Origin of the sequence: Shewanella sp. FJAT-51649, assembly GCF_019457435.1 — a bacterium.
Taxonomy (GTDB): domain Bacteria; phylum Pseudomonadota; class Gammaproteobacteria; order Enterobacterales; family Shewanellaceae; genus Shewanella; species Shewanella mangrovisoli.
The window spans coordinates 2,718,082-2,739,610 of the sequence record NZ_CP080411.1 but is presented as its reverse complement, the minus strand read 5'-3'; the positions used below and the strand labels follow the sequence as shown (position 1 = coordinate 2,739,610).

Here is a 21,529-nt window from a genome sequence, read left to right as displayed (position 1 = left end):
TGTAACTCTTGCTTGCGCCTTGTGAGTAAAGTGGCAGTCAGTAAAGCTCGCTCTATAAAGCTAAAACCCAAAAGCTTAACTCATTAGGCGTAAGCCCATAAAAAAAGGCCCAAAACGATTCCAGCTGTTTGGGCCTAGGGGAATGGCTCGTTGAAGAGCCGTGCGCTACAGATGAAAGCGCCATGCAGTGCGCTTTACAATAGACTCAGTGTAGTTGAGTTTAGTGTGAGTGACACTTTCTCTATTCCCTTTTTTAGGTTATTTCTCGCTAAAAAATCGCCGATTTATAACCGTTATGCCTGTGGTGGTAGCAATAGGACTTTATCTTTTACTAAGTCTCTGGGCAGGCTGTTTTTTAATTTATTGCCTAAATGTTTAGCCATGCCTAAAGGCGCACCGCCATAACAGACAATCACTTCGCCTTGAGCTTTGCCCGCCGTATCGAGGGGAATATCTCGTCCCATCAAATATTCTTTCGCCTGCTCATCGCTTACTTCGACGACTTTCGCGCCATTTTTTGCCCCAGCTTTAAGCGCTTTACCCGCAAGTGCGATAATGGCTTCATGGCGGACTTTAAAGCCATGCTTACTGTGGTCGGCAAGCTTCACCCCAATCCGCTGAAAGCGCATTTTGCCAATAAAGTCTCTAAATTCATGGGGGAAGAGCCAAAACTCATCGTCGCGCACCATAATGAGATCATCGGGCAGTTCGATACCCAGATCATCGGCAAAATAGGCTTGAATGGCTTTGGCTTGTTTGGCACTCGCCTCCGTAAAGGGGAAATTCTTTTGTAATTTAGGCTCAGGTTGCAGACGGGGCACGGAGCGAGTTTTAGTCAGCTTAGCGACAAAAAAGCCTTCACTGTCGTAAATTTGCGGCCAAACGTGCAAAAAGCCTTCTGGCGTAGTGGCTTTTTCAGCGCCATCAAACAATTGGCTTAAGGACTCAAATTGCACCGCATCGCCATAGGTTTGCTGTAAATATTCGCACACGCCTTGGTTTTCGTGCCGATTAAGGGTGCAAGTGGAATACACCAAACTGCCACCCGGTTTTAACGCCAAAAAGGCGGATTCGATTAACGCCTTTTGGGTTTCGCTAATTTCGATTACTTCATCAAGGGACCAAGATTTTAACGCGTCCGCATCTTTACGAACTGTGCCTTCACCGCCGCAGGGAGCATCAATCAATACCGCATCAAAACTTTCATACAGATACTCGCCAAATACCCGTCCATCAAAGTGGGTCAGGGCACAGTGACTGGCACCCATGCGTAGCACATTGGCATGGAGCACTTTGACACGGCTGGCGGAATATTCATTGGCGACTAATAAGCCTTGATTATTCATTAATGCCGCCATTTGAGTGGTCTTAGAGCCGGGCGCAGAGGCTAAATCTAATACACATTGCCAATCCGCATTTGGGGTAAATAGCGCTGTGGGGGGCAACATGGAGCTGGCTTCTTGGATATAGAACAATCCCTGAATATGCTCTAGGGCGTTGCCGAGCTGCTCTTCTTCATCGTAGCTTATCCAGAAGCCATCCTCACACCATGGAATGGGCGCAAAGGTCCATCCTTTGGGCTGCATTAACTGCTTAAAGTCTTCACTGCTGATCTTTAAGGTATTGACGCGAATCGAGCGGCGTAGTGGTCTCGAACAGGCCGCGATAAAGTCATCCATTGAGAGATGGGCGGGCAGTTCTTGGGCAATAGTATTGATAAAATTTTGATTTAATTGAACCATAACGGGATTAGGCTGTGTATCAACTGCGGCAAGTATATCATAATCCCTTACTGGGCTGGGATTTTCTCCCTTGGCTTTTGCCATCCAAAACGAGTCATTAAAGCAACATAAAGACAAAGCATGAATAAGAATAAGGAAGGGGTAGAGTGCTAAATCGGGTGTGGTTAGTGTTTTTCCTCACATCGCTGCTGGCGATGGCGGTACAGTTGTTTAATGGGCATATCGACGTACTTGCCAACGCGGTAGAGGCCCTGTTTGCCAGCGCTAAACTCGCCGCTGAAATTGCCTTAGGCTTAGTGGGCGTTTTGTCCCTGTGGATGGGATTAATGCGAATCGGTGAAAAGGCTGGGGTTGTTGGGGCGATTGCCTTTGTGTTTGAGCCGCTGCTGCGCCGCTTGATGCCCGAAGTGCCCAAGGGACACCCCGCATTTGGCAGTATGACGATGAACTTAACGGCCAACGTATTTGGGCTAGATAATGCTGCCACGCCATTGGGGCTTAAGGCTATGCAGGATTTGCAGAGTCTAAATCCGGTCAAAACCGTTGCGACCAATGCACAAATTCTATTTTTAGTGCTCAATACTTCCTCGGTGACCTTAGTTCCTGTCACTGTGTTTTTGTACCGTGCCCAACAGGGCGCCGCCGCACCTGCGGACATTTTTTTACCGATACTCCTCGCCACATCTGCCTCAACCTTAGCGGGGCTTCTGATTGTTGCCTTTGTGCAGCGGCTTTCACTGTTCAATGCCGTGGTGCTCGGATATGGTGCAGTACTGCTGTCGGCATTAGTTGCCAGTGGCTTTTATTTGATGACCTTAACGGCAGACGCGATTGGCACAGTGTCGACCGCCTTGGGCAACGGGGTATTGCTGCTGTTAGTTTTTAGTTTTGTGCTGGTGGCTGGCGTGCGAAAAGTGGCGATTTATGATGAGTTTATCGAAGGCGCCAAGGCTGGATTTAACCAATCGATTCAACTTATTCCGTATCTGTTAGCCATGCTGCTGGCGATTGGCTTACTCAGGGCATCGGGCGCGTTGGATTACCTGCTGCAACTGATTGCCAGTGGGGTGAGTCTTTTCGGGTTTGATACCCGCTTTGTCGATGCGATGCCAACCGCATTAATGAAACCTTTTAGCGGTTCGGGTGCGCGGGCGATGATGCTCGAAACCATGGCGCACCATGGTGTTGACTCCTTTGCGGGGCGCTTGGCAGCGATTTTCCAAGGGAGTACTGAAACGACTTTCTATGTGCTGGCAGTTTATTTTGGCTCCGTTGGGATCCGTCACGGGCGTCATGCGCTCGCCTGTGGTTTAACGGCCGACTTTGCAGGGATCTGCGCCGCGATTGCGGTTTGTTATTGGTTCTATGGCTAAGGATGCAATTGAGAAGAGCTGATTGACAGCGATAGTAGACCGTTGCTTTAGCGGATAAAAATCAGGCGCATTAGAGTTTATCTAATGCGCCTGATTTTTAAGTGATATCGAATTCAATCAAGTTTGCCAAACTACAGATAAGGCTTGATTTTATTGGGCCGGAGCCCATTCTTGCCATTCGCTCTGGGCTTTGTGTTGCAACTTAATCACAGCACTTTGGCTCAAGCGATTGCCCGCTTGCGTCGTTTCCTTGGTGGCGACATTAATGCCGCCCGCCAATAGGGTTTCGAGCGAGCCAGCTTCAATTTGCGCACCAGAGAAAATCCCCACATCGACTTTAATGCCTGAAGCGTCCCAGAACTGACTGCTCTGATTCACTAAGTGACTGTACTGCGGCTCAATATGCGCTTGCATTAGCACACTGTTACCTTGAGACGACAGACTATAACCATCGATTTGGCCGACTTTAATACCACGGAAGAAGATAGGCGTGCCGACTTTCATCGAGCCAAGGTTGCTATCCTCTAAGGTAAACTTAAGCGCATCTTCGGCCACGTTGGCATAGCTGCTCTCAACCAATTTGGCTTGGAAGTGGGTGGCTTTTTGGTTGCTCTTACCCGGTAACACGCCAATATAAGGTCCAGTAATTAAGGTTTCTGGCGCTTTGATCCCCGCTAGGGAGATTTGCGCGTCAACCATATGGTACTCAGTATCACTGCGGCTGAAGTGCTCGGCATAGTCGCCATAGAGATAAGCCGTTGCAGTGAGGGTAGTTAAGTCGGCATTGAGCTTAACTTGCGTCACTTCACCTACTTGATGGCCTTGGTAACGAATGGCTGCTTTGGCGGCCAATTTCGCCGAGGCGGGTAAGGTGAGTTTGATGGCTTGAGCCTGGGCTAAGGCGAGCTGTTTACTTTCGTATAGTTTAAGTGCCGCATTCGGTTCAGCCGTTGAACTATCCAACAAACCTAAGCTGATGCTGCCCTTTAACGCACCTTGTAGTGGTGCGACGGCGACATCAATACCCGCAAGACTGGCACTGACATCCACGGCACTGTTGCGCCAAAACACTTTAGGTTTTTGTACTAAGGGTTGGAACTGCTTATCGATAGCGATCTTAATCGCAAAGTCTTCAGTTTTACTCTGCCAGTTGACCGACTCAACACTGCCGATTTGCATTTTTTTATAGTAAATCGGTGAGCCTTGGCTGACATCGGCGCCATCGACACTGGTGAGGGTAAAGTACAGACGTTGCTGCCGAGCAAAGAATTGTTTTGCTTCATCTATCGAACTAAAGAGTGGCAGGCGAGTATTCGCCGCTAGTGGTGTGTCGCTGCTTCCTGGGATAAGACTTACAGCCCCTTTGGTGAGGGTAGCCATATCACGGGTTTTCACCGACACCCCATCGAGTGAGGCATCGATGCTTAGCGCCGACTCGGGGATAAAATAGCTATCACTGCGAACTAAGCTAGCAAACTCAGGTTGCAGCTCGAGTTGATATTCAACGGCCGACAGATCTTTAGTTAATTTCACCGCCAGCACCTGACCGATAGGCAGCTGCTTGTAACGTACTTCAGCGCCAGCAGTGAGGCCCATATTTTCAGTCGAGGTGATGGTGAGCAGACGTTTCTTGGCCTTCAGTAGATCGGGCGCCGACTCTTGCAGGGCAAAACTACTAGGCAGCGCAGTATTGGCATTGGTGCCGGGTAAAAAGTTAATCACGCTGCCCGTGAGTAAGCGTTCGGGGTTTTTGATCCCAGAGAGCGAAATATCCGCGCCTTCAAGCCAAAACAGCCCGTCACTGGTTAACAGGTTAGCGTATTCAGGCTCAAATTTTGCCACCGCAGTCACGCCGGTTGCGGTGAGTTGTTTGCTCTGCAGGGTGCCAATGGTGATGCCGCGATACACAATGCGAGTGCCTTTATCAATCGCGTTGCCATCGTTCATGGTCAGGCTCACTTCAATTCCGCCAAGGGCGCTAGTTTCGGATTCATAGAGGGCAAAACTGTCGCCATTTTGCGCCGCAGGCGCTTTATCATCGGAGCTGAAACTCACGCCGCCAGCTAGAATCGAAGCAAGGCTCTCAGTGTTGACTTTAATGCCCGCTAAACTGGCGTCGACTTTCACGCCGGACACGTTCCAAAAGTGAGAGTTTTTCTTCACTAAACGCGCATATTGCTCTTGGATAAAGGCGCTGATAATGACTCTGGTGTTGCCGTCTAAACGGTAGCTGACCACGCTGCCGACGGGGATCTGACGAAAGAACACAGGCGAGCCTACGTCCAACGAGCCGAGTTTATCGGCCGTCAGTTCAATCATCACCCCTTCAGTACCGATTTGCATCGGTGGTGGTTGACGCTCGGCCTCAAAGAAGGTGGCGGCATTGCCTTTACCGGGCTGAATTGCGATATAGTTGCCCGAAAACAGCGCATCTAAGCCTTCAACACCTGTGATGCTAGCTTTTGGAGTGACTAACCAAAAGAGGGTCTCTTTATTTAAGAAAGGCTTAGCGCGATAGTCCATCATGACTTTGACGTTTACGCCCTTAAGATCCTCATCGATACCAATGTCTTTCACCTTACCGACGGTAAGACCTTGATATTTTACTAGGGTTTTACCCACGTCGATCCCCGTGGCACTGGGGAAGTGGATCTGAATTTCAATGCCCGATTCTTTGATGCTCTTAATGCCCAGCCATGCGCCGAGTGCGAGCGCCACAATTGGGAGCAGCCAAATCGGCGAAAAGAGTTTTTTCTTCACAACTTTTGGCGATTCAATTTGTGTCATCTTGAGGTTCCAATCGATCCCAGAGTAAACGAGTGTCTAAAACTTTTGCGGCAAGTTGAGTCAGTAAAATCACCAATGCAAACGCCGTGGCCGCAGGTGCAGGCTTTGCATCGAGTAATTGCCCCATATTGACGAGGGCAACGGTTAGGGAAATCACAAACAAATCGAGCATCGACCAGCGGCCAATCCACTCAATCACATGAAATCCCACCATGAGTTTCTTTTTTGAAATCGGCAAATTAAAGCTAATGGCACAGAGGTATGTGGCTAAACCGATAATCTTCACCCAAGGCACTAAAATACTGGCAATAAACACGATAATGGCGATGGGCAACATATCCGAATGCACTAAATGGATAATGCCAGAGAAAATCGTATCGTGGCGCACTTGCCCCTGATTGGTGAGCATAGTAATAGGGTATAGGTTAGCGGGAACCAACAAAATGGCGGCGGTGATCAGCAGCGCCCAACTTTTTTGTAAGCTGCTGTAATCGCGCACCTGTAACTCGGCTTCACAGCGGCTGCAATGAGTGCTTTCACTGCTATTGAGCTGCCGGCACACTCGGCACAGACACAGGCCTAAATCTTTCCCCTGTTGTTTCATCTTAGCGGCGCCCCTGCATCAGTAGACTCCACATATGCTCAATATCGTATTCCCGCTGTAAGAACAGGGTGACTAAAAAAAGCATAGTGAAGCAAAAGGTGCCCATTCCGAAGTAAATATCAGAAAAATCAGATAATTGAAATGAAGAAACCAGAAAGCTAATCACATAAATCTCCAGCATAGTCAGCTGGGATAGCAGCCCTTGAAGTTTTAATAACTGTTTGAGGCTGCGACGCCAAAAGGGGCTGCCAAGTCCCCATTTGACAATCAAAATCTGGCTGAGGATCGATAGGATCAATAAACCCGGGCCAATCACGGCGGCGGCGAGCACGGCTAGTCCCACGACCCAATAACCTTGGTCGAACACCGCAAAGGCGCCCTGAAACACTGTTGTGGTGCGAATACTGCCCAAAAAGTGGATTTCGAGTACAGGGAAAAAATTGGCGGGGAAATAGAACACCAGCGCGGTAATGCACAGCGCCAACATGCCGTTTACAGAGCAGTATGGTGTGTCATAAAGTGCGGTACTGCAGCGCGGGCATAACGCCCTAACACCCGTAGGTAGGGCGCGCTTTCGAATGGCCAAGTCGCAGGAACGACAGAGGATTACAGAGTTTTCTGCTGTATTTTCATGCATATAAAAATATTAAATTAGCCCCAAAGCCATTGAGATTGCGCAAATAATCTGTAAACGAGCAGATTATCCAATGAGACATCAAACAGCTTGACCCATCTCGACAACGAAAAGCGCACTCATAATATCAGAATAATCAGAACACTTGCATCACTAGTTCACTTTATGTCATCCTGATTACTGTATATAAAAACAGTGCGAGGGCAGTCATGGCAGTTATTACACAGTTTGTCGTGGTAAGAGAAGGGGTGGAGAAGATGACATTCATATCGAAAAAGGAGGCTGACGCCTACGATAAGATGCTCGACATCGCCGACAACCTCATTCCATTTATTCAAAAAGCGCAGCTCGGAATTGATGAAACCGTGAGCGAACAGCTCGCATTCTATTTTGCTAACAATAAAGATGAGCTGACAAACTTGCTTAAAGGCGTAGTTCAAGTTAATAGTACGCCATCAAAACAAAATGCAGCGAAGAAAGCGCCTAAGAAGGACGACGCTGCCGAATAATTTTTTAGGAAGTCTATGAAACCGCAATTTTATGAGTCACTGAATCGTCAAGCGCTGGCCTTACTCGAGGGCGAGGATGATTTAGTGGCTGCCATGGCTAACTTTTCTGCCTTGCTGAACGATAACCTGACCGAACTCAACTGGGTAGGTTTTTACGTGATGCGTGGTGACCAACTGGTGTTGGGTCCTTTCCAAGGTAAAGTGGCCTGTACCCGTATTCCTATGGGTAAGGGCGTGTGTGGTACCTCCGCGCAAACCAATCAGACGCAGCGTGTCGCCGATGTGCATCAATTTGATGGTCACATTGCCTGCGATTCGGCCAGTAATTCTGAAATTGTTATCCCAGTCCGCGCCGATGGTAAGGTCGTGGCCGTGCTGGATATCGATAGCCCTATTTTTGACCGCTTCGATGAAGAAGACCAAAAGGGCTTGGAATTATTGGTAAAAAGCTTCGAAAACTGCCTATTTGCTTAATTTGCGTACAATAACGCATAATTCATAGTCGCAATCGGTGGCGTGCGCCTTATAATAGCGCATGCACTGATAAGGCTTATTTTGAGCACAGCTGAAATAAGCCTGATAGGTTCAGCCGTGAAAAATTGTTAACTTATATTTTTTAACTTTAGTTAACTCGGCGAGAATGCTAATTTGTACTTTGGCTCATATGTGGGCTTAACCAAGATAAACGACTCGTAAGAAGCTGATTTTTATCACCTCGGATTCGATGTCCCTTTTTAACTGTGGAAGTAATGATGGAATCAACAGATAAGTTGACCGACACCAACGCAATTTTGGCGTATTTGTATGAAACATTTCCTTTGTGCTTTATTGCTGAAGGTGAAACTAAGCCATTAAAAATCGGATTGTTTCAAGATTTGGCTGAAAGGTTGGCTGATGATTCTAAAGTCAGTAAAACTCAACTGCGAGTTGCCTTAAGACGCTACACCAGCAGCTGGCGCTACCTGAAATCGGTAAAAGCCGGTGCACAGCGTGTAGACCTCGACGGTCAACCATGCGGTGAGTTAGAGCAAGAGCATATCGATCATGCTCAAGCTATGTTGAAAGAAAGCCAAGATAAAGCCAAAGCTAAGCGTGCTGCTCAAGCACCTAAAGCGGCACCTGCTGGCAAAGCGCCTGCGAAAAAAGCCCCTAAGAAAGTGGCTGTACCTGCACGTAAGACTGAGCGCCCAGCAAAAGCAGCCCCTAAGGCTGAGCCTGCGGTTAACTTAGTGCAAGCGCAATTGACCGATCTAACCAAGAAGCAACGTGTCAATGTTAAGTTAGGTATGACGCCAGTAGCCGGCGTGATCACCGACATTAACAAAGAGGACATTCATGTTCAGCTGGATAGCGGCTTAACGGTAAAAGTGAAAGCGGAACATATCCTGCTGTAATTATTTAATCAAACGGAGTAACTTGTTGATGCGAAAACTCACTTTGGCTACATCCATTGCCACTGTTTTTGTCGGATTCTCGGCTTGGGCTGTACCACCCACGATTCAAATCAGCGAGTTACCCACTCTCAAGCAGGAAGCGCAGCATAAAGTGGCGAGTAAGCGAGTGACGGATTTATACACTCGTTCCCACTATCACAGATTCGCCTTAGACGATGCGTTTTCGGCGCAGATCTTCGACCGTTACCTGCAACAACTCGATTACCGTCGTAATGTGCTGACGCAAGCCGATGTTGACAGTTTTAAGCCTTATACCAATCAATTCGATGATATGTTGAGTTCGGGCGATCTTGACCCTGCCTACAAGATGTTTGATTTAGTGCAAAAGCGTCGTTACGAAGGTTTTGTGTACGCGCTTTCTCTGCTCGATAAAGAGATGGATTTCACCGTGCCAGGTGATGCCTACGAGTACGACAGAGAAGACGCGGCTTGGCCAAAAGATCAAGCCGAAATCAACGAGCTGTGGCGCCAACGTGTTAAATACGATGCGTTGAATCTGAAACTCACAGGCAAGAAATGGCCTGAGATCGTCGATATTCTGCAAAAGCGTTATAACAACGCCATCAAGCGTCTGACCCAGACCAATAGCGAAGATGTGTTCCAAGCGGTGATGAATGCATTTTCTCGCAGCATCGAGCCACACACTAGCTATTTATCGCCTCGTAATGCTGAGCGTTTCCAAATGGAAATGAACTTAAGCCTCGAAGGGATTGGTGCGCAGTTACAGCTCGAAGACGATTACACTGTCATCAAGAGTTTGATTGCAGGTGGTCCTGCGGCCAGCAGTGAAAAACTGTCACCGGAAGATAAGATCGTCGGTGTCGGCCAAGAAGGCGGTGAGATTGTTGATGTGATCGGCTGGCGATTAGACGATGTGGTCGATCTGATCAAAGGGCCTAAAGGCAGTAAAGTCGTATTACAGATTTTACCTAAGAAGGGCGGCTCTAACGCTAAGCCGTTTAATCTGACCTTAGTGCGCGACAAAATTCGTTTAGAAGACCGTGCCGCGACCTCAAAGATCATCGAGCCAAAAGACGGTGAATACGCCAACCGTAAAGTGGGTGTGATTCAAATTCCTGGTTTCTACATGAACTTATCCCAGGACGTCGAAAAGGAATTGGTGAAGTTAAACGAAGCCAAGGTTGAAGGTGTCGTCATCGACTTACGTGGTAATGGCGGCGGTGCGTTGACCGAAGCCGTGTTACTGACGGGACTCTTTATCGATATGGGCCCTGTGGTGCAAGTGCGTGACGCCGATGGTCGAGTGTCTGCCCACCGTGATAACGATGGCAAGACGACCTATGCTGGTCCGTTAACTATTATGGTTGACCGTTACAGTGCATCAGCTTCGGAAATTTTTGCCGCTGCGTTGCAAGATTACGACCGTGCGTTGATTGTCGGTGAGTCAAGCTTTGGTAAAGGCACAGTGCAGCAGCATAAGAGCCTTGGTCGAATCTACGATATGTACGAGAAGCCGATTGGACATGTGCAGTATACGATTCAAAAGTTCTACCGTATCAACGGTGGCAGTACTCAGCTCAAGGGCGTAACCCCTAACATTGCTTACCCAAGTGCGTTAGAGCCGGGTGAATACGGCGAAGCGGAAGAGAAGAATGCTTTACCTTGGGACAAAGTGCCGATGGCGCAATACGGCACCCTAAACGACATCACTCCTGAGTTAGTGGCGAGTTTAGAGAAGAAACACCTTGCCCGTATTCAGAACGATGTTGAGTTTAACTATATCAATCAAGATATTGCCGACTTTAAAAAGCATCATAAAGAGAAAACTGTCTCCTTAGTTGAAAGTGAGCGCATTGCCTCACGTGAAGCCGATGAGAAGAAAGTCCTCGATAGAACCAACGAGCGTCGTGTTGCCCATGGTTTAGCCGCGGTTAAATCGATGGAAGACATTAAAGATAAAGACGATGTTGAAGCACCGGATGCCTTCTTAGACGAAACGGCCTATATCACCTTAGATATGGCGGATGCAAAAAAGCTGGCTAACGCTGGCACTAAATAGGCGGTTATCGCGCCTGTTTACCTTATCTTAAAACGCGCTTATGGCGCGTTTTTCTTATTTAGAACAGTGTTAAAGGGAACGACATGACACAAGCTCAAGCAAAATACCTTAAAGATTATCAAGCTCCCCAGTTCACGATCGAAACCATTGATTTAGATTTTAATCTCGATGGTAAAAACACTCTGGTTAAAGCCGTTAGCAAAGTTAAACGCACTTCTTCCCACACCAATCCCTTAGTGCTGGATGGTGAAAGTTTGACCTTAGTGAGTGTGGCCATTGATGGACAAGCGGTGACGTACCACGCAAGTGAAGGGCAGTTGTCAATCGAGACATCGCTGAATGAATTTGAGTTGACCATCATCACCCAACTGGATCCCGAGGCTAACTCAAGCCTCGAAGGGCTCTATATGTCCGATGGCGCCTACTGTACTCAGTGCGAAGCCGAAGGCTTTAGACGTATCACTTATTTTCTCGACCGCCCCGATGTATTAGCCAAATACACAGTGCGAATCGAAGCCGATAAGCTGGCGTTTCCGTTCCTGCTCAGCAACGGTAACTTGATTGAGAAAGGCGAGCTTGATGGTGGGCGCCATTACGTGCGCTGGCAAGATCCTTTCCCAAAACCCGCTTATCTGTTTGCCTTAGTCGCTGGCGATTTCGATCTGCTACAGGATGAGTTTATCACCCGCAGTCATCGCAAAGTGGTACTGCAGGTGTTTGTCGATAAAGGTAATTTACATAAAGCGCACCATGCGATGGCGTCCCTGAAAAAGTCTATGGCCTGGGATGAATCCCGTTTTGACTTAGAATACGACTTAGATATCTACATGATAGTCGCGGTCGATTTTTTCAATATGGGGGCGATGGAAAACAAAGGCTTAAATATCTTCAACACCAAGTATGTGTTGGCTGATACCTTGACCGCAACCGACGAGGATTACCACGGCATTGAATCTGTGGTCGGCCATGAGTATTTCCACAACTGGACGGGTAACCGTGTGACTTGCCGTGACTGGTTCCAATTAAGCCTCAAGGAAGGCTTAACAGTGTTTCGCGATCAGGAATTTAGTTCGGATCTAGGTTCGCGTGCCGTGAACCGAATTCACGCAATTAAAGTTATCAAAAACCAGCAGTTTGCTGAAGACTCAGGCCCAATGGCGCACCCGATCCGCCCCGAGTCTGTGATTGAGATGAATAACTTTTATACCGTCACTGTGTATAACAAGGGCTCCGAAGTCATTCGCATGATGCACACCCTGTTGGGTGAAGCCCATTTCCAAGCGGGGATGAAGTTATACTTCAAACGTCACGATGGCCAAGCCGTGACTTGCGATGATTTTGTCGCGGCGATGGAAGATGCCAGTGGTATCGATTTGACGCAATTCCGTCTCTGGTATAGCCAAGCTGGCACCCCAATTGTCACCGCAAGTGACAGTTTTGATGCCGAGACAGGGACTTACCAGTTAACCCTCAAGCAAACCTTAGCAGGTTGTGCTTCACCCTTGCATATTCCCTTTAGCTTAGAGTTGTTAGATGAGAAAGGGCAATCACTAGTCAACCAAGTGCTTGATTTTACTCAGTCAGAGCAAGTGTTTAGCTTTGAAGGTATGCAGCATAAACCCGTTGCCTCCTTACTACAGGATTTCTCTGCACCGGTTAAATTGCATTATCCCTTTGAAATTGACCAACTGGTGCATTTGATGCGCTTTGCCTCGAGTGAAGTGGCGCGTTGGGAGGCGTCGGTTGCGCTCGTGAGCCAAGCGATTTGGCAAAATGTGGCGCATTTACAGCAACATCACACCATGACCTTAGATGAGCGTGTGAAGGACAGTTTCAAAGGCGCCTTACTCGATGAGCAGTTAGATCAGGCGCTGATGGCTGAAATGTTAGCCATACCATCGGCCTCTGCCTTGATTGAGCAAACCTACACGGTCGATTTAGATGCCTTAGCCTTAGCCCGTGAATTTGTGCTCACAGAGCTTGCCGCCTATTGTGAAGATGAGTTAACGGCGCTGTATCGCTCATTGGTAAACCGTGATTGCACAAAAGCGCGCGCGTTGAAAAATCAATGCCTTAACTGGTTGAGCCGAGTTAGTAGCGAGGCCGAAAGCTTTGTGGTTGAGCAGTTTGAGAAGGCCGCCAATATGACCGACTCACTCGGTGCATTAAGTGCGGCGAATGTCGGCTCGTTACCTTGCCGCGCACATTTGATGGCAATGTTTGAAGCCCGCTGGCGCGATACGCCGCTGGTGATGGACAAATGGTTTATGTTGCAGGCGACCCATGATGAGGAAGGGGTGATTGATAGCTTGCGTCAATTACAGCAACACGCGAGCTTTAGCATGAGCAATCCTAACCGCGTGCGTTCACTGATTGGCAGTTTCGCAGCAGGGAATATTTATCAATTCCACCGTGCCGATGGCAAAGGTTATGAGTTTTTAACTGAATGCCTTATCAGCTTAAATAAACTCAACCCGCAGGTTGCGGCGCGTATGGTGACGCCACTGATTCAATTCAGTAAGTTTGATGCGGCGCGTCAAGCCAAGATCAAGGCTTGTTTAACACGATTGTTGGCGTTGCCAGAACTGTCGAAAGATTTATTTGAGAAAGTATCTAAGGCATTAGCACAGTAGCTATGAAGAGGGCAGCATTATGCTGCCCTCATTCTTCCAAGCAGTAATTGAGCAGTTAGGGCTAAATTGAAGGCCATGCACCCTAGTTATACTATTTAACGAGTTAAGTTAAATCTAAGGTATGACGCTTTATACTATTGAATATGATGGCCTTTTGACGAGGGTATTAGCGTGTTACGTTGTCCCTGTGGGGCAGGTAATTCAAGGCAATAGCTCTGTTTCTACGACATGCTGTTTGTTGGTCCAACAGCTGTAATTGGCCCTTCGTAAATTCCTACTACCAGCTTATGCAGATTATTTGAGTTTTAATATGGAATTGTATTTTAAGCTAAACCTAAGCTATCGAGAGTTTTTGCCTTACTACCAAGGCCTTGCCGATAAGGTTGAAGTGCGTGAACGTCAGGGGCGGATCCTCTGGATTAATGGCCGACATTTTAGACGTTTTTTAACCGATAATGGTATTCATGGACAGTTCAAACTGGTGCTCGATGATAAAGGGCAATTTGTGTCGTTGGAGCAGTTAGCCTAATAAATTGTTGATTTTAACTTAGAGTAATTACTTTAAACGGTCGACTAATTACAATCACAGAAATATGATATTTTCTTTGTAATTATGTTAATGAAATATAAAGTCTTTTATCTGCTTTTTCCCACGCTTTTTAATCTGCTGCTTTTCTAATTTAAATCCCATTGCCGTAGTAGATGACATAAATGTGTCTACGTGCTTAATTCTTTAGAAAATTTTCTCTAACTGTGCCTTGCTCATGGGGATTAATTGCTGTAACAATGATGTTACCTGTGAGCTAACAAGATGTTGGTTGTAATTCCAAGAACAAAGAATCCAGCAGGGTACGGAGAGCTAAAATGAAAATTGTTAAAAAAAGTTTTAACAAGTCGGCGCTTGCTTTGGGGGTGGCGTCGGCATTGAGTTTATTGATGGTGTCGAATGTTAATGCGGTTGCGTTCGATTGGGGGGAGATACAAGGGACTTTTGACTCGACTTGGACTGCGGGTGCCAGTTGGCGTGTTGGGGAGCGCGATTGGGACGGACAAATTGGTAAGGTAAACCAGCCGCAGTTTGATTGGTCAAATTACTCCGCATTTGGCAATACCAAGTACACTTCTGCTGAGATTTGGGCACAGCCAGGTTCTTACTCTAGCAACAACGATTTGAGTAATTTACTTTATTCTCAAGGTGATACTACATCCGAAATCGTTAAAGGATTGCACGAGTTATCCCTTAAGTACGAGAACTATGGTCTGTTCGTTCGTGGTATGTATTTCTACGATCGTAAGCTAAACGATGGTAACTACGACTACAATGACCCGTTAACCGGGAAAGAATACGATCCTTGCCGCGACAGCAAAGCTTCTGAAGTGCAATGTAAGGACATCCGTCTGCTGGATGCCTTCGTATACGCGAATTTTGATTTAAACGATGGTGCCAACCCGCTTTCTATCCGCGTAGGTAACCAAGTGGTTTCTTGGGGGGAAAGTACGCTGATCGCCCACGGTATTGGTGAAATCAACCCCGTCGATTTGAACATCCTGAACGCGCCTGGCGCGGAACTTAAAGAAGCTTTCCGTCCTCAGGGTATGGTGTGGGCCTCATTGGGGATCACCGAAAATTTATCGGTAGAAGGTTTCTATCAATATGACTGGGAACCTGTATGGATCCCAACCCCTGGCTCGATTTTTGCGACTAACGATTTCGCTGGTTACGGTGGTTACAACCAGAACGCGCAATTAGGCTTTAACGCCAACCCAGATATCAATTTAGACTTCTTGACGCAGGAATATCAGAAACTCGCTGGCATGATCGCCAGTGGTCAAACGATTCCTACACAGCAATTGGTGGCGATGGCACTGGCTTATCCAACGAAAGTGACGTTAGTGCAAGATGAGCAAGCGCCAAGCAACGGTGGCCAATATGGTATCAAGCTAGGTTATTACGCCCCTGAGTTAGGCGATACCGAGTTTGGTTTCTACTTTATGAACTACCATAGCCGTCGTCCACTGATCAGCGGTACCGCCGCCGACTTTAGCACTGGCGCACTGTTGTCAGATCTTGCTGTACTGGGTCAAAACGCGGGTGATATTAACCGCGAATTGCTGCTCAGCTTAAAGAGCTTCTCTAAGGCGCAAATTGTTTATCCTGAAGACATTAAACTCTATGGCTTCAGCTTTAACACCTCACTGGGTGATACCTCTGTCGGCGCTGAAATCGCTCACCGTCAAGACGAACCGCTGCAAATCGATGACGTAGAACTACTGTTCGCGGGTATGCCACAACAGTTAGCCAACGCGGGTATTCGCCCCGATTTTGACGGCATTTCACAGATTGATGGCGTACAGCCTGGTGAAACCGTTGACGGTTTTATCCGCCTAGATACCACTCAAGCGCAAGTTACCTTTACTCACTTGTTCGGTCCTACCTTGGGATTGGATAACCTGACGATGTTGGCGGAAGTCGGTGGGGTATGGATCCATGACATGCCAGGTTTTGATGAATTGCGCCTCAATGGCCCAGGTACCGCACGTTCTGGCGGCAACCCAGATATGCCTGGCATCATTCAAGCGTTGCACAATGGTCCTGAAACCAACCCATTCCCAACGGATTTCGCGTGGGGATACCGTCTGGTGGCTAAAGCGGACTTTAACAACTTGTTTGCGGGCGTGAACATGTCTCCTCGGTTGATTTTCTCACACGATGTCGACGGTATTACGCCTGATCCTATGTTCCTCTTTACCGAAGGACGTAAGTCAGTGGCCTTAGGTGTTAATTTTGAATACCAAAACCGTTGGGGGGCAGACTTATCCTACAACAACTTCTTTGGCGGTGTAGGAACAACCAACGCGATGTCAGATCGTGATTATATTTCTTTCAATATCAAGTATTCGATCTAAAGGACTATAACAATGAAGAAACTGTCGATATTGGCAAGCGCCGTGATGATGGCCCTTGTAGCACCTGTAGCGATGGCAAAGGTTTCTGAAGCCGACGCCGCTAAATTGGGTAACGAATTAACGCCATTAGGCGCAGAAAAAGCCGGCAATGCCGATGGCTCTATTCCCGCTTGGGATGGCGGTATTACTAAGCCTGTTGCTGGATACACTAAGGGTATGCATCACCCCGATCCTTTCCCTGAGGATAAAATTGAATTCACTATTACCAATGCCAACAAAGCCCAATACAAGGATTTTTTGACCCCGGGTCAAATGAAACTGTTTGAGCTTTACCCAGATACTTACAAGATGAATGTGTACAAAACGCGCCGCAGCGCGTCAGTGCCACAATTTGTCTATGATGCGACCAAAGCCAACGCCACTCGCGCAGAACTGGTTGCACAGGGTAATGGTATTGCGGGTGCATCGATTGGTATTCCATTCCCTATCCCTGCCAATGGCTTAGAAGCGATTTGGAACCATATTCTGCGCTTCCGTGGTGTGGATGTGGAAACTTCACGTAGCCAAGCGGCACCGACGGCCGATGGTAGTTACACCTTAGTGGAAACCGCTGAAGAAATTCGTTTTGAATATTCTCGCCCTGAAATCACCCTTGATCAGTTAAAGGCCAGCAACACGCTGTTCTACTTTAAACAAGTGGTGACTCAGCCAGCTCGCTTAGCAGGTACGGCACTGTTAGTGAAAGAAACCATGGACCAAGAGGCGCTGCCGCGCCAAGCATGGACCTATAACACAGGTCAGCGCCGCGTTCGTAAAGCACCCAACGTTGCCTTCGATACACCGGGTACCGTATCCGATGGTCTGCGCACCACAGACGATTTCGACATGTTTAACGGCTCACCCGTGCGCTATAACTGGGAGCTTGTGGGCAAGAAGGAAATCTATATTCCTTACAACGACTACAAATTGCACTCAGACAAGCTGAAATATGACCAGATTTTAAAACCCGGTCATATCAATCCTGAATTTGTTCGTTGGGAAAAACACCGCGTATGGGAAGTGAAGGCGACCTTAAAAGACGGTATGCGCCACATCTACAAAACCCGTGTGATGTATCTTGACGAAGACTCATGGCAAGTCTCGATTGCCGATCTGTATGACAACCGTGATGAACTCTACCGTGTGGCGGTTGCCCACGGCTTGAACTACTACGAAGTCCCAACCCAGTGGGATACCTTAGAAGTGTTCCACGACCTACAGTCCCGTCGTTATTTGGCCATGGGCTTAGACAACCAGAGTGGGATGTATAACTTCGATGCCAAGTTGAGTGAAGCAAACTTCACCCCAGACGCGCTGCGTCGCGAAGGTATCCGTTAATCTGCCACGGTATAAAGGGGCGCTAAGCGCCCCTCATTAGTTTAAGGAAGTTTGTATGTCGTTTCGCATCCTTCAATGCGCCGCTGCAATCAGTGTTGGTTGTTTATTTTCTTCCCCTTCATTTTCTGCGGTGTCTGAGACTTTCCCGCAAATTCAGCCCTTAGCGGCATCTTCTTTAGTGTTAGATATTGCCCATGCGGGACAGCGTTTAGTCGCCGTTGGTGAGCGTGGCCATGTGCTTGTGCTCAATGATACTTGGCAACAGGTGCCGACACCGACCTCGGCGCAGCTGACAAAAGTGTTCTTTTTAAATGAAAAACTCGGTTGGGCAGTCGGGCACGATGCCACTATTTTACACACCCAAGATGGCGGCCAGACATGGTCGTTACAAATGCAGTCGAGCGAAATTGAAAAGCCTTTCCTCGATGTGCTGTTTCTCAATGAGCAGGACGGCATGGCGATAGGGGCGTACGGACTGTTTTATCGAACCCATGATGGCGGCAAAACATGGGCAGAAGAATTCCACGAAGAGTTGCTGGCCGAAGAAGACGTGTCCTATTTGGCTGAGTTAAAGAATAGCGACCAAGCCGCTTATCTGACCGAGCGCGCCTCGTTACTGCCGCATTTTAACCGGATGATAATGCTTAATGATGGTCGTTTGTTACTGGTCGGAGAGCTTGGGCTTGTGGCGGTATCGGCCGATAAGGGCCAAACCTTTACCCGTACTGGGTTTGATTACGACGGCTCTATGTTCAATGCCATTCAATTGCAGGATGCGGTCTATGTGATGGGACTGAGGGGACACGTATTTAAGGCGGATTTGAGCCTTGGCCAATGGGATGAGATTGAAATGCCCGTGCAGTCATCCATTAATGGCGCTTTGGTGAGCTCAGACACTAGCCTGTACCTAGTGGGGAATGCTGGCGTTGTTATTCAGCTAAATCAGGATGATAGTGCGAGTATTGTCACGCGCCGCCAGGGGGAAAACTTAGTTTCGATTGCCAAAGATAACCAAGGGAATGTGTGGTTATCGGGTAGCCAAGGGCTACTCACTCTAAAGCCATAAATGATAAAACAACAATAACAGGGCCGATAAGATGTTAGAAAAACTGGTCAACGGATTTGAGTCATTTTTATTCCGCAACCGTGCTTGGGTGGTGAGCATTTTTATTTTGCTGACGGTTTTTTTGGGATACCAAGCTAGCCAATTAAAAATGGATGCGGCATTCATTAAAAATATTCCGCTTAATCATAGCTATATGCAAACCTACCTCAAACACCAAAAAGATTTTGGGGGCGCGAATAGCATTATGGTGGCGGTGGAAGACACCAGCGGCAATATTTTTAACCCTAACTTTTTCGACACCCTTAAAAACGTTCACGATCAGCTGTTTTTTATTCCCGGTGTTGACCGCTCGCAGGTGAAATCCTTATTTTCACCTTCGACCCGTTTTACCGAAGTCGTGGAAGATGGTTTCGCGGGTGGCCCTGTGATCCCCGCCGATTTTACGACCACCGAAGCGGGTTTGAATACGGTGCGCGATAACATTGAAAAAGCAGGCATTGTGGGGCGGTTGATCGCCAACGACTATAGTGCCGCCATGGTGTCGGCTCAGTTGATGGACTTTGATCCGCAAACGGGTAAGCCCTTAGATACCATCGCTTTTGCCGCTCAGCTGGAAAAGGAACTTCGCGGCAAGTATGAAACCGATAAGGTGAAAATCCACATTATCGGTTTTGCTAAGATGGCGGGTGATGTGGCCGATGGCGCCAAAGGCGTATTGCTGTTCTTCGTGATTGCCATTTTGATCACGGCGGTAATGGTTTATCTGTTTTCAAAGTCACTTATCCTGACCCTATTGCCATTAGTTTGTAGCTTAACGGCGGTGATCTGGCAGCTGGGTTTACTGACGGTCATCGGTTTTGGCTTAGATCCCATGTCAATTTTGGTGCCATTCCTCGTCTTTGCTATTGGGGTGAGTCACGGGGTGCAGATGATCAACGCGGTCAGACGCCGGGTGATGGACGGACAAACCACTAAGGCGGCTTCGGCTTCTGCGTTTCGTAGCTTATTGGTGCCTGGTGGGGTAGCACTACTTTCTGATACGGTTGGTTTTATCACACTGTTATCCATTGATATCGGTATCATCCGTGAGCTGGCCATTTCGGCATCACTCGGGGTGGGTGTGATTATTTTCACTAACCTTATCCTTCTGCCTTTAGTGATTTCTTTCACTGAACTTAAGGTTGCACCACAGGGCGCGCCGACCTCGGATGAAGTGCGAGCTGAGGCCATTTGGCGCTACCTTGCCAAATTTGCTACGCCGAAATACGCGGTAGTGGTAATTGTGGCAACCATTGCCTTGTATTTTGCGGGTTTGCAACAGGCTAATCAGATGAAAATTGGCGATCTGCAGGGCGGAGCGCCAGCTTTACACCAAGATTCACGCTACAACTTGGATACCTTCTTTATTACAGACCACTTTTCTATCACCACAGATGTGATGACAGTGATTGTAGAAGCGAGTCCAGAGGCCTGTACTTACCACGATATGTTGACGCAAATTGATGAGTTTGAATGGTTAGTGCGTAATACCCCTGGTGTTGAATCGACAGTGAGCTTGGCTTCGGTGGCGAAAAAAGTGAATGCGGGCTTTAACGAAGGCAACCCAAGATGGGAAGTCTTACCGCGCACCACTGCCAGTTTAGTGCAAGCAATTGGCCAGATCCCAACGACATCGGGCTTGTTAAATGGTGATTGCTCTGTGATGTCTGTGTATCTATTTATGCAGGATCATAAGGCAGAAACTATTGAAACGGTTGTCGCTAAGGTGAAAGCGGTCGCGGCCAAAATGGACAATGACAAGCTGCAATTTAAGCTGGCGTCTGGTCCTGTTGGGGTGATGGCGGCGACTAACGAAGCGGTGGCGGAAGCCCAATTACCTATGATGATTTATGTGTATGGCGCGGTATTTGTGCTTTGCCTTATCAGCTTTAAGTCATTAAAAGCGACAGTCGCGGTGATTATTCCGCTCTATGTGGTCTCCACACTGGCGCAGGCACTGATGACTCAACTTAATATTGGCTTAGCAGTCAGTACCTTACCCGTAATTGCGCTGGGGGTGGGTATCGGTGTTGACTACGGTATTTATATCCTGTCGACCATGTCATCTAAGTTGTCGAATGGGATGCCAGTACAGCAAGCCTACTATGAAGCGTTAGTCGAGCGGGGCAGTGCGGTGATCTTCACTGGCCTGACATTAGCGATTGGGGTGAGTACTTGGTTTTTCTCGGCGCTTAAGTTCCAAATGGACATGGGGATCCTGCTCACCTTCATGTTTGTGGTAAATATGTTGGGTGCCATAATTATCCTGCCAGCACTGGCAGCGGTATTCTGGCGGCAAGCTAAGTAGATACAAACAATGGGGAGTTTTTGACTCCCCATTGTCTTTGAATATAAACGCTGTTTTTTTGATTTTTTGCTCACCT

15 protein-coding genes are annotated in these 21,529 nt (G+C 47.7%); 11 read left to right on the top strand and 4 right to left on the bottom strand.

The annotated features are described in order from the left end of the window. Positions 1-293: 293 nt before the first annotated feature. Positions 294-1,742, bottom strand: a complete 1,449-nt coding sequence (gene rsmF / locus K0H59_RS12155) for a 16S rRNA (cytosine(1407)-C(5))-methyltransferase RsmF (protein WP_220055599.1) — start codon at positions 1,740-1,742, stop codon at positions 294-296. A 146-nt stretch (positions 1,743-1,888) separates the two neighbouring features. Between rsmF and K0H59_RS12150 the strand changes: the two genes are divergently transcribed. Beyond that, positions 1,889-3,115 (top strand): nucleoside recognition domain-containing protein, encoded by a 1,227-nt coding sequence (locus K0H59_RS12150; RefSeq protein ID WP_220053275.1) that lies wholly within the window; start codon positions 1,889-1,891, stop codon positions 3,113-3,115. Positions 3,116-3,265: 150 nt separating this feature from the next. Here K0H59_RS12150 and K0H59_RS12145 read toward each other — a convergent pair whose 3' ends face one another. Genes K0H59_RS12145 through K0H59_RS12135 form a run of 3 tightly spaced genes read right to left on the bottom strand, consistent with a single transcriptional unit; the run spans position 3,266 to position 7,143 of the window. Then, positions 3,266-5,902 (bottom strand): PqiB family protein, encoded by a 2,637-nt coding sequence (locus K0H59_RS12145; RefSeq protein WP_220053274.1) that lies wholly within the window; start codon positions 5,900-5,902, stop codon positions 3,266-3,268. Continuing rightward, the gene (locus K0H59_RS12140; RefSeq protein ID WP_220053273.1) at positions 5,889-6,506 is read right to left on the bottom strand and encodes a paraquat-inducible protein A; all 618 of its coding nucleotides are present in this window, start codon (positions 6,504-6,506) and stop codon (positions 5,889-5,891) included. The genes K0H59_RS12145 and K0H59_RS12140 overlap by 14 nt, the downstream gene beginning before the upstream one ends. A gap of 1 nt (position 6,507) precedes the next feature. After that, the gene (locus tag K0H59_RS12135) at positions 6,508-7,143 is read right to left on the bottom strand and encodes a paraquat-inducible protein A (protein WP_011716786.1); all 636 of its coding nucleotides are present in this window, start codon (positions 7,141-7,143) and stop codon (positions 6,508-6,510) included. A gap of 206 nt (positions 7,144-7,349) precedes the next feature. Between K0H59_RS12135 and K0H59_RS12130 the strand changes: the two genes are divergently transcribed. The 10 genes from K0H59_RS12130 to K0H59_RS12085 all read left to right on the top strand — a co-directional run bounded on the left by K0H59_RS12130 (position 7,350) and on the right by K0H59_RS12085 (position 21,453). Next, positions 7,350-7,649: a YebG family protein gene (locus K0H59_RS12130; protein ID WP_088211616.1), complete on the top strand. Its 300-nt coding sequence runs from the start codon at positions 7,350-7,352 to the stop codon at positions 7,647-7,649. Positions 7,650-7,664: 15 nt separating this feature from the next. After that, the gene (locus K0H59_RS12125) at positions 7,665-8,123 is read left to right on the top strand and encodes a GAF domain-containing protein (RefSeq protein WP_088211617.1); all 459 of its coding nucleotides are present in this window, start codon (positions 7,665-7,667) and stop codon (positions 8,121-8,123) included. A gap of 278 nt (positions 8,124-8,401) precedes the next feature. Beyond that, a complete protein-coding gene (gene proQ, locus K0H59_RS12120) occupies positions 8,402-9,043 on the top strand; it encodes an RNA chaperone ProQ (protein ID WP_086017251.1) in 642 nt (213 codons plus the stop codon). Positions 9,044-9,071: 28 nt separating this feature from the next. Beyond that, a complete protein-coding gene (gene prc, locus K0H59_RS12115; protein WP_220053272.1) occupies positions 9,072-11,123 on the top strand; it encodes a carboxy terminal-processing peptidase in 2,052 nt (683 codons plus the stop codon). Positions 11,124-11,206: 83 nt separating this feature from the next. Then, a complete protein-coding gene (pepN, locus tag K0H59_RS12110) occupies positions 11,207-13,756 on the top strand; it encodes an aminopeptidase N (protein ID WP_088211619.1) in 2,550 nt (849 codons plus the stop codon). Between the two features lie 310 nt (positions 13,757-14,066). After that, positions 14,067-14,285 (top strand): DUF2835 domain-containing protein, encoded by a 219-nt coding sequence (locus K0H59_RS12105; protein WP_011716791.1) that lies wholly within the window; start codon positions 14,067-14,069, stop codon positions 14,283-14,285. A gap of 335 nt (positions 14,286-14,620) precedes the next feature. Then, on the top strand, positions 14,621-16,663 hold the full coding sequence (locus tag K0H59_RS12100) for a DUF1302 domain-containing protein (protein ID WP_220053271.1): 2,043 nt from the start codon (positions 14,621-14,623) through the stop codon (positions 16,661-16,663). A 12-nt stretch (positions 16,664-16,675) separates the two neighbouring features. After that, positions 16,676-18,040, top strand: a complete 1,365-nt coding sequence (locus K0H59_RS12095; RefSeq protein ID WP_011622453.1) for a DUF1329 domain-containing protein — start codon at positions 16,676-16,678, stop codon at positions 18,038-18,040. A gap of 55 nt (positions 18,041-18,095) precedes the next feature. Continuing rightward, positions 18,096-19,106 (top strand): YCF48-related protein, encoded by a 1,011-nt coding sequence (locus tag K0H59_RS12090; RefSeq protein ID WP_220053270.1) that lies wholly within the window; start codon positions 18,096-18,098, stop codon positions 19,104-19,106. 31 nt (positions 19,107-19,137) lie between these two features. Next, complete coding sequence (locus tag K0H59_RS12085) at positions 19,138-21,453, top strand: RND family transporter (protein ID WP_220053269.1); 2,316 nt, start codon at positions 19,138-19,140, stop codon at positions 21,451-21,453. Positions 21,454-21,529 lie beyond the last annotated feature (76 nt).